Origin of the sequence: Chryseotalea sanaruensis, assembly GCF_003990915.1 — a bacterium.
GTDB lineage: Bacteria > Bacteroidota > Bacteroidia > Cytophagales > Cyclobacteriaceae > Chryseotalea > Chryseotalea sanaruensis.
In genome coordinates this window covers 13217-30573 of the sequence record NZ_BHXQ01000003.1, presented here as the reverse complement: position 1 = coordinate 30573, position 17357 = coordinate 13217, and the positions used below count along the sequence as shown (strand labels likewise).

Genomic DNA, 17357 nt, shown 5'->3' with positions numbered 1-17357 from the left:
TCTGTTTTGTTTGGCGGTCAGTCATCCAAAAACCCAGAAAATACCGGATATCTTCTTATACTTGCGCCCGCTAAGCCATACCTATTTTAAATGGCTGGGCAAATTAGCCAAAATTGGAGCCCAAAAAAATCTATATCGTACGTCACGGTCAAACCGATTTTAACCTGCGCGGCATTGTGCAGGGGAGTGGTGTGGACAGCTCCCTCAACGATTTGGGCCGTGCTCAGGCGGCTGCTTTTTTTAAGGCCTACGAGACTGTCCCTTTTGATAAAATCTACACCTCGGCCTTACAAAGAACTGTGCAATCAGTGCAACAGTTTTTAGACAAAGGCATTGTATACGAACAACTGGCAGGTTTAAATGAGATAAGCTGGGGTAATAAAGAAGGCCAGCCTATAACACCTGAGGAGGACGAGTATTATCACTATATGCTGAAGCAATGGCAACTAGGGAATACTTCTCTTCGGATTGAGAAAGGAGAGAGCCCGGATGAGGTTTTAGCTAGACTTAAAAGCGCCATGGATTACATCATGAGTAAGCCTGATGAAAAAACAGTGCTTATTTGCATGCATGGCAGGGCTATACGTATTCTACTCTGTTTGTTGTTAAACTATCCTTTGAAAGGGATGGATATGTTCGAACATCAGAATTTGTGTTTATATCAAGTGCACTATACAGGCAGTATGTTTTCGGTAGTGCAATACAATAATACAGATCATTTAAGTGTTTTAAGTTGACTTAAGGCAGCTTTTGCTTTAGCATCAATACTGTTTTTGTATTCATGCTTTTTATAAGCGATGGCTTGTGTGAAGTAACGTTTGGCGGCTGATGTATCATCAGTCTGCTTCTTTAAATAACCAAGTTGTAAACAGGCATTTGGCGCAAAGTACCATTCAGAGGTATCTGGATCCCCACTCATATCAATTACTTGTTCATAAAATAGTCGTGCTGCATTTGCCTTACCTGAAAGATGTGCGAGTCGCCCTTGTCGGTAGTAATACTCTACTTGCTCCTTTATGCTTGGTATGTCTGACGGGCTAATTTGTTGGGCTGCTTGCCTGGCCTCATCATAATATCCTCCATCCGTTAGGAATCTAATTTTGGTCAATTTTGAATTGATGCCATCCGTTGAGTTAAGCACTCGGTTTGCATATTTATCTGCCTCTGTATTTTCGTGTGATATAGCGCGTGCTAAATCATAATGTTCTATGGCTTTAGTCTGGTTATTTTGCAATTGATAACAGATGCCTGTTTTAAACTGCGCATCTTTTAAAAAACTGTTTCCTTTAAAATGTTTAATGTATTGTTGAAACGATTTTATGGCAGTTTCATAATCACCCTTATACAACAAGGCCTCACCCGTCAGGTAATCAATAGCAGGGAGATCATCAGGTGTAAGGGTCTTGAGTAATGCAAGACTCTCCTCGGCATTGTTATTTTTTAGTGCAAGTGTAGCCCCAACAAAACTGATAATGTCTTTGGAAGAATTTTCATCAATGAGTTGTGTGATGTAGGTTTTGGCGATCATAGGTTCTTGTCTTACATAACCGTGAATGAGCGCAAGAAAAATACTGGCTTCGGTATTTGTAAAGGTGTTGGAATTACTTAGTAGTTGAAGTTCTGCTAATCCGGTTTGGGTTGAGCCCTCCATATTCATCATGCGCAATACCCAATTGTATTTCTCAGGTACAGCACCTAGTAATATTTGTAATAGGCCATGACTTTTAAGCATTGGCAAAAAATTCGGATATTTTTTTCGGCCACGTGCTGCCAGTTGATATGCTTTTCGCAATTTAAAAGCGCCATCAAATTCTCGTTCAAACTTGAGGTATACGAAAGCCAATTGCAGGTGTAGTTCTGCTTGAGCAAACAACACTTCAGCACTAACAGGCTGACTGTCTAAATAAGCCAGTTGTTTATCGAAGATTAGTTCGTAAGGTTCTACTAAACGCTTGTCTTCATTAATTAATAATTCGAGGGTGTTGCAAAGGCTAGTGATATAAATTGAATAAGCATTATTGTCTTTAACAAGACTTCTGGCTTCGGTCCATTGCATATTAAGCGCCAGATCATGCGCTTTACTTTGAGGAATGGATAGAATATCCTGAGCTGCAACATTTGAGTAAAAGCAAAAAAGGCAAGCCATGAGACTTGCCTTTTTTAATATTGATTGAAAAGCGATTGCTTTGCTTCGCTTGATGAATAGCATTAACTTATTCAGCTGTTTTTCTTCTGCGCGTTGGTACAACGGTAACTGCAGGTTTCGCTGATTTAGGCTTGTCGCTTTCATCCAATGTATCAATATCTACATCGGCTAAGATACGACCAGAGTGTTCATCAATAACAATCTTCTTCTTTTCGCGGATTTCAGCAATTTTTTGAGGAGGGATAACGATGTTACAACCTTCGGCTGCACCACGCACTACACGTACAACAGCCAAGCCATTGGTAAGACTTCCGCGAAGACGCTCGTAGTATTTTAATAAATTCTTATCCTCAATTTTTTTAGTGGCTTTTTCACGTTCAGCAAGTAGTCTGACTTCTTCTTCCTGACTTTCAGCTAAAATGCCATCCAGCTCTTTTTTCTTTATGTTGAGGTGCTCGGCACGCTCGTTTACCTGAGCTTCTATTTTATCGAGTTCGTCTTTTTTGCGGGTAATTTCGTCTTTCGACTGCTTGATTTTCTTCTCAGAGATCTGGATTTCAAGCTCTTGTAATTCAACCTCTTTTGTGATGGCATCAAATTCGCGGTTGTTGCGAACGTTCTTTTGCTGCTCTTGGTATTTTTTAATCAGCTTTTCAGCTTCTTTAATGGCTTCTTTGTTCTTTTTAATGTTTTCGTCTAAGTCCTTTTGTTCTGTTTGGTAGCGGCTTAAACGTGTTCTGTATCCTTCAATTTCATCCTCCAAATCCTGTACTTCGTCTGGCAGGTCGCCTCTTAACTTTTTCAGTTCATCTATTTTACTGTCGATTGTTTGGAGTTTTACAAGTGCTTCGAGTTTCTGTGCTACGGTTTGTGTTTCCATCAGAGGTAGTAACTTATTGGATTCGTGATAGTTCCGGAAAAATTGACTGCAAAAGTAGGAAATTTTTTGGTTAAAAGCTCACCTATCAAATCTTTAGTGTAAACCTCGCTCTCATAATGCCCTATATCTGCAATGGTTAAACGATTTTCAGCATCAAAAAATTCATGGTATTTAAAGTCGGCCGATACATAGAAATCAGCTCCAGCTTGAATGGCATTTTTCAGCAAAAAGCTTCCAGAACCTCCGCAAAGGGCTATTTTCTTCACATTTCTATTAACGAGTGGGGTGTGTCGAATTACCTTTAAAGCCATACTTTTCTTCAAATGAGCTAAAAAAGCTTTTGGTTCCAGCGATTCAGGTAATTCTCCGATCATTCCAGAGCCAACTTCCTGATTTTCATTGTGTAAGCTGCTTATATAATAAGCTACTTCTTCATAGGGATGGCTTTGTTTGAGCGCTTTTAATATGTTTTTCTCTAAATGATTCGGGAAAATCACTTCTGCCCTAATTTCATCAACTTTTTCCTGTTTGCCAGCCTCACCAATATTCGGATTGGCCATTTCGTTAGGTTGAAAACTACCTGTCCCTTCTACAATAAAACTGCAATTTTTATAATTCCCGATTTGCCCTGCTCCGGCATCGTGGAGGGCAGAGAGCACTTCGTTTGCATGAGTTTGGGGAATAAATGTGACCAATTTTGACAAACTATCCTGTTTTGGAAGCAGAATACGGACATTTTGAAGGCCCAGTTTTTCGGCAATTTTCTTGTTTACACCACGGTTAACATTATCAAGATTAGTATGAATAGCATAAATGGCTATGTCATTCTTTATGGCTGAAATAATGGTTCTCTCCACATAATTGCTCCCTGTCAGTTTTTTTAAACCTTTAAAGACAATGGGGTGATGGGCAATAATCAAATTGCATTTTTTGTCAATTGCTTCTTGAACCACCTCTTCGGTGCAGTCAAGTGTTATTAATGCATTGCTTAATTCGTTGTCTGCGTTTCCGGTTAACAATCCCGAATTATCATAAGGCTCCTGATAGGCTCGGGGGGCAATGCTTTCCAAATAGTTGATGACTTCCTTTATCTTCATTTGAGCTGTTTGGCTTTAATCAATTGTGTGCTCGAGGTTTAACTGTACTTTTGCATGATTCAACAAAGCTACATGTTTCTGGTAAGGTTATTTCTTTTCCCTTTTGCTGTTTTATACGATGCCATAACAAGGTTTCGCAATCTTTTATATGATCTAAAATTAAAACCTTCTGCGTCATTTGAAATACCACTAATAAGTGTTGGCAACCTGGCGGTAGGGGGTACAGGTAAAACACCAATGGTGGAGCACCTCATACGGTTGTTTGAAGCTAATGGCTTTGCCATGGGCACATTAAGTCGGGGGTATGGTAGAAAAACCAAAGGTATGCGCCTCGCCAATCATTCAGATACGGCAGAAACTATTGGTGATGAACCCTATCAATTATTTGATAAGTACCACCAACATGCAGTGGTTTCTGTATGCGAAGAACGGGCTTATGCTATTCCTTTTCTGGTAGATCAGTTCCCTGATCTCAAGGTTGTTATTATGGATGATGCCTTTCAACATAGGACAGTAAAAGCAGGGTTGAGTATGGTGCTTACTGAGTATGGAAATCCATTTTACCAGGATTTTGTAATGCCAGCCGGAAAATTGAGGGAATCAAGAGCTGGTATTGAGCGCGCTGATATGGTAATTGTTACCAAGTGCCCTCCTCATATGGACGAGGAGGAAATGATAAAGATGGAGCATGCCATTCGTTATTACGAGGATCGCCCTGTATTCTTTACCACCATTCGGTATGGGGAAGCAATTGCTTTTGATGGTATAACAGCATGGAAATCTGCCAAGGTTTTGCTGGTGTCGGGACTTGCTAATGCAGCACCACTAAAGGAATATGTGAGTGAACAATATGAGTTGGTACATCATTTCGATTTTCCAGATCATCATTTATATACTAATAAAGACTGGCTAAAAATTAATGAGATGGCCGAGCAGCAGCATGCAGTAATACTAACCACCGAAAAGGACAGGGCTAAGTTAAGGGCATTGGCAGGGGAGGAAGAATCGAAGAACCTATTCTACTTGCCTATTGAAATAGTTTTTATAAAAGGTGGAACGGACTTTGATTCAATAGTGCTGGATTATGTCAAAAATGCTGAATCCTTCGTTTAATCTAAATGTTATCTTTGCGCGTGAATTTTTTTAAGCCAGTATTCATTCTACCTCTTTTGCTTTCCACAACTCTTTTTGCGCAGGAGGAAGAACCCACTGTCTCAAGGTCAAGGGTGGTTGATGATTCTACAAAAGCCATTTACGGTCCTACTACTTCGCGTTACTATTTTGAGGAGAATGTGTTTTTTAGCGATTTTAAAAGTCAGACACTTGATACAGCAATACACGACTTCCATCAATATAATTTTATACAGCGGCTCAACTATGAGTATCATGATCTGGGGAACATCGCCACTGCGATTTCGCCAATATTTTATAAACTGCCCGAGCAAATAGGGGTAAGCTCAGGTTGGAATAGTTTTACGCCATATTGGGATACAGAAAGAGTTCGATATTACGACACGCAATCACCTTTCTCAAATATGCATTTAGTGCTTGGTGGAGAGGGGAGATCAATTACAGACGTAGACTATACTAGAAACATTAGGCCTAACTGGAATTTTGGTTTTAATTACCGTGGTCTTTTCATGGATAAACAAATTTTAAGACAAGCCAGAGGTGATCGGAATGTGGTTAGTCATTACTATGATTTTTTCACAACATACCATGCAAGAGATTCTAGTTATTTTGCCTTCTTTAACTTCAGAAGGATGAGCCATATTCAACTCGAAAATGGAGGAGTAGCGGTGGAAGATGATTATGTATTAGAAGATTTTTTTGAAGAGTTTGCAGGCACTAATTTAGTAGGCCCACAAAGTTATGATTTACGAACTAACCTACATTTATTTCATCAGTACCGACTAGGGAAAGGACTAGAGATATATCATGTAGCTGATAAGTATCGCCAATATGTTGAGTTTAAAGATAACTTACGAGGAAATGATTATTACGATTTCGAGTTCTTGCCAAACTCGGCAGTATTGGACAGAACGGTTTTCAGGACTTTTAGAAATGAATTGGGATTAAAATCAAAGCGTGGCCCTTTGTTTTTGAATGTCTACTGGGCTGCTCGTAATTTTAATATTGATTATAAGTGGATTGATGAAAATGATATTGACCTGGAAACAAAAGGAATTGAGTATTACGCTGGTGCACGAGCAGCATTTGATATTTCGTCTAAGATCAGACTTTCTGCAGAAGCAGAATATTTGTTAAGTACCAACTATAAAGCAAAGGCAGCTATTGCTTCACCGTGGTTAGATGCAAGTATAAGCAGGTATACCTACAAACCTGGTTTTGTACAACAGCTTTATGTGGGCACACATGATGGTTGGATAAATGACTTCAACAACACAGAAGCAACGCAGATTCAAACGCTGGCACATTTAAGAAAGAAATCGTTTACACTTTCAGTTGGGGGTACAGTAAGCTCAATTGATAATTATGTGTTCTTTAGGTCTGATAGGCAACGCAGTAATCAAAAAGTGTTGCCTGAGCAGTTATCCGTTAATCAGTTTGTTAGTTCCCCTGAGCTTCGATTGGGATTTCTTTTTTGGAAGAAATTATCTTTATCTAGCAGGGGAGTTTACAGTATTGTATCAAATGAAGCTACATCGGCCATTCAAGTGCCAAAAGTATTTCTTCATGGACAATTAGCATTTCAGGATATATGGGTACATGGTAATTTCGATTTTCAGATTGGATTGGAGGCTCACTGGCAATCCGGCTATTTTGCAAATGGATATGATGTACCTACTCAGCAGTTTTACCGACAAGATCATTTTATGACTAATGAGTTTCCATTGGTTGATGTGTTCTTTAACTGGAAAATGAAGCGTGGCAGAATATTCTTTAAGTATAATAATGTTGTTCAGGCAATTACAAAAACAGGGTATATCCCTACACCTTTTTATCCTGGTCAGATTAATATACTTGATTTTGGTTTTGACTGGATGTTTTTTGATTAGTTTTTTCGCAAAACCTTTTTAACTTTTCTTCTAATTCGGGTTTTTACCTAAAATCTGTCTGACCGCAGTTTGCTTCCGCTTCAGCGGTCTGACGGATGGTTATCTTCAAATATCTAATGTTTTTGAAACTAGGGGTATCTAAACGGATTAGCAGATTAACTTTATAAGTTGTTCTTAGTAAAAAATCTAATTGTTATGAAGATTTATAAATCTAAAATAAGTTCTCTCGTTTTGATTCTGGTAGCCTTACCAATGACAGCTCTAATGCTTTTGATGATTTGGCAAGATACCTGGTTAGGTTTTTCAATTGTTGCAATCACCTCTATCTTTTTGTTTCATCTTTTCTTAACAACCTATTACATCATTGATGGAGGTCAACTTAGTATCAGGAGTGGTTTTTTGGTTAACATAAAAATTGAAATAAGTAGTATAAGTAAGGTAATGAAATCAAATAGTTTCCTGAGTTCGCCCGCAACATCTTTTGATAGAATTGAAATTCGTTATAATAAATTCGATAGTGTGATTATTTCACCATCCGACAAATCAGCATTTACTGAAGCTTTGAAGAATTTAAATCCATCGATTGAAGTTAAACTTGAATAAGCTTTAAAAAAAACCTTTTCTTAACATTCGTTAAAATAAAATGAGCCTGACTTTATTTATAGGGTCAGGCTCATATCTTTTTACTTACTGGGATTGAGGATTTGATTCGTTACATCCTACATATTTTTTACAAGTCTCACCGTTTCATCATCACCTTCTTTTTTGATAACGAAAAAGTAGCTGCCAGTAGGCAAGATTGAGAGATCAAACGTTTCACTATAGTTTCCTGCGGGCACTGCTTTTTTCTGAATCACATTAACAGGGACACCTAATACGTTAATTAGTTGAATAGTAAGATCGCTATTTTTCTTAAGCGTGTACTGTAGTGTAGTTATTGAATTTGCTGGATTAGGAAATGCGGAGGCAAAAGAAATATCAGTAGACTCAATTGTAGCTGTTGGTTCTTCTTGAATAGCTATATAGTCGATTGCCCAACCCCATGTCTGAATAGTTGCATTTGAGCTTAGTTTAAATCTGAAAAGAACCTTATCGCCAGCATTAAAGAAATCTAAAAGGTTAATTTCGTGTGCCATCATTTGGCTATACGTGCCATCAGCGCCAGTATTTAGGCTATTTGTCCATGAAGTGTTAGCCGAGGCATTGTATGGCGTAATAATACTAATCCAGTCAACCCCATTAATAGTAGCTTCAATAGTTACTTGATCGTTTGGTTCTACAATTGCAACATCTCTGTATTTAAGGCTAGCGTTTGAAGATGCGATAGTAATTGGTACAAGTAGAGCTGCAATACTGTTTGCATTGGTCATGTATGGATGTGAGCTGTGCAGGGTATTTCTGGTGCCTGATACTTGGTTGTTAAATGTTTTGCGTTGAAATTCTTTTAATCTAAACTCGGTAGCATCATCAAAGTAGTTAGTATGTTGCGTCACCAACGGCTTTAATTGAACATGTTCACCATTTAAACTTTCTGTAAAGAAAGGAGAGCCATCCTTATATGCTACACCCGAAACGCGCTTATTGCCAAAAGATAATCCGGAAATCTCTATAATTGTTTCCCCAGCGGTTAGATCCTCTATTGAACCAACCTTAACATTATCGACAAATATATCTAAGGATTGAAATGGTTGCTCGCTACTTATTTTAACTCCCAGCTTGCCATTTGGGCTTGTGCCCATGTTAACAAATTGTGGCAGTGTCGGGAAATTAATCTGAGGTGCATTAACTGTTGCGGTCCATATTCCTCTTCCATGAGTAGCAATTACAACTTGATCATCTACACCCTTCATATCCCATACAGATACATTTGGAAAATCATCAATGAAATTCCAGCTTAGGCCTCCATTAAGACTTTCTACAATTCCAATTTCAGTTCCTGCCCAGATAATATCTGTATTATCAGGTCTTACATATAGACAATAAACAGCTACATCAGGAAATCCTGTACTACTCGTATTATTAGTGCCAAAGCCGGAAATATCTGACCAAGTCTGTCCAAGATCAACGGTTTTTAAAATTTTTGGCTTTCCAGCGAGAGAGAAAAGTGCATAAGCTGTATTTTCTTCACTCGGGTGAGAAGCCAATTTGGTTATGCCACCCATACTAACTTCCGTGTAGTTGTTCGTTAAAGAGAATGAAGCACCACCGTCTGTAGATACATGGAGATTAAAATTGGCATTCATTCCTAAACCTGCCCAAACTATGTTTGCGTTAGCACGAGAAACTTCCACATCCATGAAAGAAGCTACACCCCATTTTTGAATAATTGGGGTTAATGACCAGTTTTGACCAAAATTATTTGAAACAAAAATGCCTGCATCACTCATAGCAAAAATCCTGTCGGGTAAATTTGGTGAGTTTGCCAATTTTGAAATGAAAGGAGCTTCTCCAGATAATCCAGTATTAGCAGCTACCCAAGTAGACCCACCATTACTTGATCTTCTAAAGCCATTAAATTGCGATCCACCAATTAGCAGGTTGTCATCTCTGTTATTCCAAAGCACTTCAAAGCCATCGCCTCCAATATTAAAGAAATACTGAGTACTGGCAGTAGAATTTGCACCTGGAGGTGATTTCCATGTTCCATTGTCTTGCATACCACCAAAGTATTCATTAACCCCAGGTCGTTTGGCAGCTCCATAAAATTGACTTGTATTATATGTATTGCCAACCATAGTCCAGTCACCTTCAGAGGTTCCAGGAGAAACTGCACTATTGGAAATAAACACACCACCATCATTTGCATTTAACAATTTGAAGGTGGAGGCAGAAGTGGTAATTACAACCAGATTATGTTGGTCGGGATGAAGATCTTCTCCGAAATTGACAAATCTATTTTTGCTATCATATTGACCATAGACATCGGCAGAGGTAATAGTGTTAGCATTGAAAAGCTGTTTGGTTTCAAAATTTATTTTGAAAGTCGCCTCTGGAAGTGATCCGGGGTTCCATGATTCACCCTCGGCTAAAACCGGCCAAATATTATAAAATTGATTAAAGACATGACCACCTGCCACCGCCATTGAAGCGTTTGGTGTAGTGCCATTGTAAGTTACGTCACTTATAAATATGTATTCACGGCTATGATCTGTAGCAACAGTGGCGGTTGTATTAGACGGAATAAGATTGAACATACCGTCTCTTCCTTGATCGCGAAATGAAATCATAAGTTGGCGGTTGTTGGTTATATCCCAAACTTCAAAAGGAACATCAACATAATTCTGATAAGTATAATTTTCATCAGTAACACCAGAGGTTGCGCCTTCTGGTACTAAGAATCTATGTGCCTTTTGACTTTTTCCGGCACCAAACCGGATTTCAACACTTATGTTAGCGCCATCAGTTACATCTAAAGTACCATTACTAAAATTTGCGCTGAAGTTAACCAGGTCAAGAATTTCTTCCGAACCTATGTTCTCCGTATCATAGAAGTTGATGTCGCTGGAACCTTCAGTAAGTGTTAGTCGAAAAATACCAACCCCGCCAAAGTAAATAACATTAGCATTGAAAGGATCACACACTATGGTGTTATCATACCAACCCTGTCCACCTAAAAAGTCAACTTCTGCATTATTGAAGGAAACATTAACCTGATCCCATGTCTCACCAGAATCCTGTGACATCAATAGCTTGGAACCCTCTCCAAATGAAATTTCCGCAGAAGCAAAAATCCGGCTTGGGTTAATTGGAGATACAGCTAGTTCAATTCTACCTAAAGAACCCATACCATTATTAGACAAAGTCCAGGATTGACCTGCATCAACAGACTTCCAAACTCCTATACTGTTTTGTGCAGCATATTGGATATCAAAATTAGCCGGGTTTACTTTAATATCTTGTATGTTAAGTTCATCTAGTGAGTTTGTCCAGTTAACACCACCGTCACTTGTTCTGTAGATTCCGGTACTTGTTCCTGCCACTACCTCATTCTCATTTGTTGGACTAATAACTAGTCTGTTGATGTCACCAAAAGAAATTGTTGAGTTTAATATAGTCCAGCTTACGCCTTTGTCTGTTGATTTAAAAATCCCATTACCGCTGATGGCGTCAAGGTTGAAAAAACCCTCGCCTGTTCCCATGTAAATTGTATTGGTATTTGAGGTGGCCATTGCCAAAACCGTTGTTGCAAGATTCGGCAGGTCTGGTGTTATCAATACCCAGTTTGTGCCACCATTCGTTGTTTTCCATACACCACCACCTGCAGAGCCGGCAAACCATGTGTTTTTAGAAGCATCATCCGGATCCACGATGAGGCCACGGGTGCGGCCAGGAACGTTAGAAGGTCCTCGTTCTGTCCAAGCGGTTACACCATTATCTGATTTAGTTCTAGCGCTTTTTGCTTTTAGTTTCGCTCTTGTAAATTCCTTCATTTTATAACCTGCAGAGTAGGAGGGTTTAGCCTCTCCGTCCGCTGTACGAATACTGCGATGAAACTTCGCAAATTCAGCAGGGCCATTTACTTTTTCATTTTTTGAAGAAGAGAATGCTCTTGTGGTTGAAACCGTTGGTGTATTTAGTTTATCAACTTGTATGAGCACAACTATGCTGCAAGCATAAAAAAATGTTAGGAGTAGAATTTTTTTCACGTTTGGGGTTATTTTTTGTTTACAGGAAGATTAATTATTTTAATATAGTCAGCTTGTGTTTTATCTTTTGGAATAATGCCAGGGATATCCAGTATCTCTAATGAATTTTCAGTCTTCCACTTTATATATCCTGCTTTGAAAGAACCTTTTGAGATTACTGTTTTACTTAGATTGTCGAGCACAACATATTTTACTGTTTGTGTCGTCTCGTTTTTATTTTGATATACAAGAGTAAAAGTTTTGGAGTCGTTTGCAACCTCTGTGTTTTCTTTACCTAATATGTCCTCAGCCAATTGAGCCAAACTTGAATTTGCTGTTGAGTTTTGTTCAACGTTAAGTGTCTTTTTAGCACAAGAAATACTACATAATATTAAACAAAATAATAATGCACGCATGAAATAGACATTAAGGTTATAATTTAATCAGGTTTTTTGTTTTTTCTTCTTAGCAGCCGGGAAAAGAATGTTGTTTAAGATAAGTCTGTACCCGGGTGAATTAGGATGTTGATTAAGGTCAGTATGTTCTTCACCCACCTGATGCTGATAATCTTCCGGATCATGACCTCCATAGTATGTCCAAAAGCCTTTACCTACTGTTCCGTGCAAATATTTAATTTCTCCAATGGCTTTGTTTTCTCCCATTACCAAAGCTTCTGATTTTACAACTCTCTTTTTAAAGCCAGTTGTTTGACCATAAAAACCATTGATGATTTTTGTATGATTTTGCGTAAGCATAGTTGGTATGGGATCCCACTTGGCAGAAAATTCGAAAAGCGTAAAGTAATCATTGTCTTGCCTAAGGCCTCTTTCACTGGGTTTGTTATCAATATCAGAGAATTCATACTCATAAATGTCTCTTACCAATCTGAAATCAGTAAAAGCAAAAGATGAAGAGAAGTTAAGTTTGTTTTGTGCTTGCGGATCAGCCGGATCACCATCAAATGGTCGTTCGCAAATATCAATACCTTCAGCGGCTAATGCAATATCGAAACTGTCAGTTGCAGAACACATTGCGAACATAAAACCGCCCCCGGCAACAAACTCCTGTATTCTCTTAGCAACTGCTAATTTTAACTGAGATACTTTATGAAAGCCATGTTTTTGTGCCATTTCCTCTGCTTCACGCTGTTGCTCAACATACCAAGGGGCGTTACTGAAGGTGCCATAGAATTTTCCATATTGTCCTGTAAAATCTTCATGGTGCAAGTGGAGCCAATCATATTTTGGCAGATTACCAGCCAACACTTCGTCATCATAGATGAGATCGTATGGAATTTCTGCATAGGTAAGTACCAACGTTACAGCATCATCCCATGGTTGGGCTGTTTTGGGCGAATACACAGCAATTTTTGGGAACTTTTCAAGTTTCATCACGTCATAATTCAGTGCTGGACTGGCTATTTCGGCTAAAATCTGGTTCGCCTGCGCATCTGATATTACCTGATAGCTAACCCCCCGAATCATCAATTCATTTTGGATAGCCGGAACATAGTCGCACATAAAGCTACCACCACGGTAATTCAACAACCAATCAACCTCTGTTTCGCTTCTTAATATCCAATAGGCTATGCCATAGGCTTTTAAATGATTGGTTTGGGTCTCATCCATGGGGATTAAGATCTGATTTGCCCTTACCAAAGTGCTACAAATGAGCAGAAAAGTTATAATGACTCCGTAACGCATGCCTTAAATTTACGTCTAAAACTAAAAGTAACCGCTAGTTATATTTACATGAAAACGATAAAATAGTTCAGCTTGACTGTAACATTATCGCCTCTTTTTCAACGTATTGTTATATAGTATCGACATGAATCTACTTGAGAACATAAAAGAAGGCCTCCGATCCATAAAGGCTAATATGCTTAGATCGGTTTTAACCTCATTGATTGTTGCCATAGGCATTACATCTTTGGTTGGAATTCTTACCGCAATTGACGGTATAGAATATTCAGTTAACTCAAGTCTATCCTCCCTGGGCGTTAATACTTTCGATATTACCTCTAAACGGAACCGAGGCAGTAGTGCTCAGGGTATCTCTGAGAAACGTTATCCGCAGTTAACATTCAGTCAAACAGTACGTTTTGCCAGCGACTTCCGCTCAGAAGCCACTATCTGTCTTGCAGCTGATGTAACAGGTATTGCTGAAGTAAAGTATTTGTCAAAAAAGACCAACCCCAATGTACAGGTTAAGGGTGTTAATGAAGAGTTCTTTGCATTAAAAGGTGCAGATATTGAAAAAGGAAGAAACTTCTCCAGAATAGAAATGGAATATGGCTCGCAGGTAACCGTTATCGGATTTAAGGTAGCTAAGACGCTGTTTGAAAATCAAGATCCAATTGGCAAAGAAATAAGCTTCTTAGGTACTAAACTCCGCGTAATAGGCGTGATGAAAGAGAAAGGTGATATCTCAGATGATAATTACGACAATATGGTTACTGTGCCATTGATCAAAGCAAATCAAATGGGTAAAGGAAGGCAATTGTGGTATGAGATTTCTGTAGGCATTAGCGATCCAACCAAAATGGATTATGCCATGGGTGAAGCAACAGGCATTATGCGTTCTATCAGACGCGATGAGATAGGTAAGCCTAACTCTTTTGATCTTGAACGTAGCGAATCTTTAGCAGAAGAATTAGAGAGTATAACATCTGCGCTTCGCATTGGTGGCTTTGGTGTAGGTTTTATTACTTTGTTGGGTGCATCCATTGCTTTGATGAATATTATGCTGGTATCTGTAACAGAAAGAACCAGAGAAGTAGGTGTGCGTAAAGCACTCGGTGCAACACCACTTCGCATTCGTCAGCAGTTTGTGATTGAAGCCATTGTAGTTTGTTTACTGGGTGGTATTGCCGGTATTATACTGGGTATATTAATTGGTAATGGCATCTCAAGCCTTATTGGTATTGATAAATTTGTTGTGCCTTGGTTGTGGATGTTTATGGGCATGCTTATTTGCGTAGGTGTCGGGTTATTGTCTGGTTATTACCCAGCGCACAAAGCTTCCAAGCTTGACCCGATTGAATCGCTTCGTTTCGAATAATTTTTAAAAACATGTAAAATGCCTTACCTGACTTTGTAACCAAAATCGGGTAAGGCAGTATTATTTGTAAGCAACCTTTTTGATAGTGGGTTGTCTTTGTTGCAAATAGTAAAATCATGCTAAAAAATTACTTGCTGATTACCCTTCGAACCTTATTCCGAAATAAGGCTTTTTCCTCCATTAACATAGTAGGTCTTGCCTTTGGTATGTCTTGTAGCCTTATCATTTTACTTTGGGTAAATGATGAGATGAGCGTAGATGCATTTCATGAACACAACGATAGGTTGTATCGTGTGTTGGAGAAGCAATCGTATACCAACGGAAGTGTTTTTGTCTTTTCTTCAACACCCGGCCCGATGGCTCCGGTTATCAAAGAGAAATTTCCTGAAATTGAACTGGCTTCACGCGTTACCTGGCCAGAGAATCGCCTGTTTGTGGTGAAGGAAAAATCGTTTTATCAGGAAGGCAGATTCGTTGATGCCGACTTTCTGCAGATGTTTTCCTTTAAACTTTCGCAAGGCGATACAGCCACTGCACTTAAAAGCATGTACTCGATAGTTGTAAGTAAGGGCATGGCCGAAAGATTTTTTGGAGATGAAAATCCGATTGGTAAGGTGCTGGTGATGGACAATGAAGATAGCTTCACCGTTAGTGCTGTATTGGATGACATACCTTCAACCTCTTCTATTAAATTTGATTATCTCATATCCTTCGATTACTACTATAAGAAAAACGAAAACTGGCTTGGCCAATGGGGAAACAATAATATAAGAACCAATTTATTGCTAAGAAAGGATGCGAACGTTGCCGCACTAGCCGGAAAGATGACACAGGAACTTAATGCTCAAGTAGAAGGCAGTAATGTTACGTTCATGTTACAAATATTTCAGGATGCCTATCTCTATGGCAAGTTTGAGAACGGTGTTTTAACAGGCGGGAGGATAGAATATGTACGGATATTTTTGATCGTGGCTATTTTGGTATTGGTCATTGCCAGTATTAATTTTATGAACCTCACTACGGCTCAGTCTGCTAAACGGGCAAAAGAAGTAGGGCTCAGAAAAACAGTTGGGGCAGTCCGTGGGCAATTAACCGCACAATTTTTGGGAGAGTCAATGCTCATGGTGGCTTTTTCATCAATGTTAGCTATTGCCATCAGTTTTTTAATGCTACCTATTTTTAATCAGATTGCCGATAAGCAATTACAATTATCGTTGGTAGATATTCCCTCCCTCTCTATTTTCATTGCTATAATTTTATTTACCGGATTGTTGTCAGGTAGTTATCCTGCATTTTATGTTTCATCTTTCCAACCGAGCAAGGTGTTAAAGGGACAAATGAAAAGCGGCACCGGGGCAGCACAATTCAGAAAGGTGTTGGTAGTATTACAGTTTTCACTTTCCATTATACTCATCATCAGTACCATTGTGGTTTATAAGCAATTGAATTTTGTGCAACAAAAAGATATTGGCTTTAACCGTGGCAACGTTATGTATATGCGTTTTCAAGGCGATGTCGCCAAGCATAAGGAGGCAATTTATCAGCAATTGAAAGATAATGCTGCAATAGAACATGTTTCCTTCTCCAGTGCCAATCCAATTGACTTTGGAAATTCAACTTCCAACCTGGTGTGGGAGGGCAAGGCACCTGATGAACAAATTTTATTTTCGAATTTTTCTGCAGACGAAGATTTTGTGACTACCATGCAAATGGATATAGTGGAGGGTCGCGGTTTTAGTAAGGAATTTCCCACTGACACTTCCAATTTCATTATTAATGAAGCCGCAAAAAAAGCGATGGGTTTTAATGTGGCTGCTGAACAATCACTCACACTATGGGGAGAACGGAAAGGAAAAATCATTGGTGTAGTTAAAGATTTTCATTTCCAGTCTATTCATTCGAAGGTAGAGCCTCTGTTTATCATGTTCGAACCTGATTGGTTCTCCATTGTTTTCATCAGACATAAAAGTGGTGAAGCACAAGCCGCCATCAGCGCTCTAGAAAGCATTAATAAACAATATGCTTCTGCTTATCCATTCAATTACAATGTAATGGATGCTGATTGGGATAATTTATATAAATCTGAAGAACGGACAGGTAGATTATTCAACTACTTCGCCATCCTCTCCATTATTATTTCATGCCTGGGATTATTTGGTTTATCTGCCTATGCAGCAGAGCAAAGAACAAAGGAGTTGGGTGTAAGAAGAGTGCTTGGTGCAACCAGCCCAGTTTTGGTAGGCCTAATGGCGAAAGACTTTGCGCGACTTGTAATTATTGCAGCATTAATTGGCTGTCCGGTGGGTTGGAGGTTGATGCATACATGGTTGCAAAGCTATGCTTACCATATTGATGTAGATTTGCTTACCGTTTTCTTAGCAGCATTTGCAAGCTTAGTCGTTGCTTTGGGAACTGTCGGATATCATTCACTTAAAGTGGCTTTAGCTAATCCAGCAAACTCATTGCGTTACGAATAAATTCCAAAATTTCAAATTCCAAATTTAAAATTTGGAATTTGAAATTTTGGAA

General features: G+C 38.9%; 12 protein-coding genes. 6 read left to right on the top strand and 6 right to left on the bottom strand.

The features are described 5' to 3' along the window. Positions 1–113: 113 nt before the first annotated feature. The gene (locus SanaruYs_RS07955; RefSeq protein ID WP_127122025.1) at positions 114–737 is read left to right on the top strand and encodes a histidine phosphatase family protein; all 624 of its coding nucleotides are present in this window, start codon (positions 114–116) and stop codon (positions 735–737) included. Here SanaruYs_RS07955 and SanaruYs_RS07950 read toward each other — a convergent pair. From SanaruYs_RS07950 to SanaruYs_RS07940, 3 genes are all read right to left on the bottom strand, one after another. After that, entirely contained in the window at positions 716–2146 is a 1431-nt protein-coding gene (locus SanaruYs_RS07950) for a tetratricopeptide repeat protein (protein ID WP_160118612.1), read from the bottom strand. The two genes, SanaruYs_RS07955 and SanaruYs_RS07950, sit on opposite strands and share 22 nt — an antisense overlap. A gap of 67 nt (positions 2147–2213) precedes the next feature. Continuing rightward, on the bottom strand, positions 2214–3026 hold the full coding sequence (locus tag SanaruYs_RS07945) for a zinc ribbon domain-containing protein (RefSeq protein ID WP_127122023.1): 813 nt from the start codon (positions 3024–3026) through the stop codon (positions 2214–2216). After that, a complete protein-coding gene (locus SanaruYs_RS07940; protein ID WP_127122022.1) occupies positions 3026–4123 on the bottom strand; it encodes a Nif3-like dinuclear metal center hexameric protein in 1098 nt (365 codons plus the stop codon). Before SanaruYs_RS07940 ends, SanaruYs_RS07945 begins: the two co-directional genes overlap by 1 nt. 54 nt (positions 4124–4177) lie before the next feature. On the opposite strand from SanaruYs_RS07940, the gene lpxK reads away from it, so the two are divergent. The 3 genes from lpxK to SanaruYs_RS07925 all read left to right on the top strand — a co-directional run bounded on the left by lpxK (position 4178) and on the right by SanaruYs_RS07925 (position 7746). Next, positions 4178–5236 carry a tetraacyldisaccharide 4'-kinase gene (gene lpxK / locus SanaruYs_RS07935; RefSeq protein WP_127122021.1) on the top strand — a complete coding sequence of 353 codons (1059 nt, stop codon included), beginning with the start codon at positions 4178–4180 and terminating at the stop codon, positions 5234–5236. A gap of 20 nt (positions 5237–5256) precedes the next feature. Continuing rightward, on the top strand, positions 5257–7143 hold the full coding sequence (locus tag SanaruYs_RS07930) for a putative porin (protein WP_160118611.1): 1887 nt from the start codon (positions 5257–5259) through the stop codon (positions 7141–7143). A gap of 195 nt (positions 7144–7338) precedes the next feature. Then, positions 7339–7746: a PH domain-containing protein gene (locus SanaruYs_RS07925; RefSeq protein WP_127122019.1), complete on the top strand. Its 408-nt coding sequence runs from the start codon at positions 7339–7341 to the stop codon at positions 7744–7746. A 116-nt stretch (positions 7747–7862) separates the two neighbouring features. On the opposite strand, the gene SanaruYs_RS07920 is transcribed toward SanaruYs_RS07925, so the two are convergent. From SanaruYs_RS07920 to SanaruYs_RS07910, 3 genes are read right to left on the bottom strand one after another with little or no spacing between them, the layout of a single operon-like run. After that, on the bottom strand, positions 7863–11789 hold the full coding sequence (locus SanaruYs_RS07920) for a T9SS type A sorting domain-containing protein (protein WP_127122018.1): 3927 nt from the start codon (positions 11787–11789) through the stop codon (positions 7863–7865). Between the two features lie 8 nt (positions 11790–11797). Next, complete coding sequence (locus tag SanaruYs_RS07915; RefSeq protein ID WP_127122017.1) at positions 11798–12184, bottom strand: hypothetical protein; 387 nt, start codon at positions 12182–12184, stop codon at positions 11798–11800. Positions 12185–12211: 27 nt separating this feature from the next. Further along, positions 12212–13471 (bottom strand): asparagine synthetase B, encoded by a 1260-nt coding sequence (locus tag SanaruYs_RS07910; RefSeq protein ID WP_127122016.1) that lies wholly within the window; start codon positions 13469–13471, stop codon positions 12212–12214. A gap of 124 nt (positions 13472–13595) precedes the next feature. Here SanaruYs_RS07910 and SanaruYs_RS07905 point away from each other — a divergent pair, with 124 nt between their 5' ends. Further along, positions 13596–14828, top strand: coding sequence for an ABC transporter permease (locus SanaruYs_RS07905; protein ID WP_127122015.1), 1233 nt, complete (start codon positions 13596–13598; stop codon positions 14826–14828). A 116-nt stretch (positions 14829–14944) separates the two neighbouring features. After that, positions 14945–17305 (top strand): ABC transporter permease, encoded by a 2361-nt coding sequence (locus SanaruYs_RS07900; RefSeq protein ID WP_127122014.1) that lies wholly within the window; start codon positions 14945–14947, stop codon positions 17303–17305. The last annotated feature ends 52 nt before the right edge of the window (positions 17306–17357 follow it).

Excerpts from the sequence above, each read along its gene's own strand:
- SanaruYs_RS07950 (WP_160118612.1), bottom strand. The coding sequence starts at position 2,146 with ATGGCTTGCCTTTTTTGCTTTTACTCAAATGTTGCAGCTCAGGATATT.
- SanaruYs_RS07945 (WP_127122023.1), bottom strand. The coding sequence starts at position 3,026 with ATGGAAACACAAACCGTAGCACAGAAACTCGAAGCACTTGTAAAACTC.
- SanaruYs_RS07940 (WP_127122022.1), bottom strand. The coding sequence starts at position 4,123 with ATGAAGATAAAGGAAGTCATCAACTATTTGGAAAGCATTGCCCCCCGA.
- lpxK (WP_127122021.1), top strand. The coding sequence starts at position 4,178 with ATGATTCAACAAAGCTACATGTTTCTGGTAAGGTTATTTCTTTTCCCT.
- SanaruYs_RS07925 (WP_127122019.1), top strand. The coding sequence starts at position 7,339 with ATGAAGATTTATAAATCTAAAATAAGTTCTCTCGTTTTGATTCTGGTA.
- SanaruYs_RS07915 (WP_127122017.1), bottom strand. The coding sequence starts at position 12,184 with ATGCGTGCATTATTATTTTGTTTAATATTATGTAGTATTTCTTGTGCT.
- SanaruYs_RS07910 (WP_127122016.1), bottom strand. The coding sequence starts at position 13,471 with ATGCGTTACGGAGTCATTATAACTTTTCTGCTCATTTGTAGCACTTTG.
- SanaruYs_RS07905 (WP_127122015.1), top strand. The coding sequence starts at position 13,596 with ATGAATCTACTTGAGAACATAAAAGAAGGCCTCCGATCCATAAAGGCT.
- SanaruYs_RS07900 (WP_127122014.1), top strand. The coding sequence starts at position 14,945 with ATGCTAAAAAATTACTTGCTGATTACCCTTCGAACCTTATTCCGAAAT.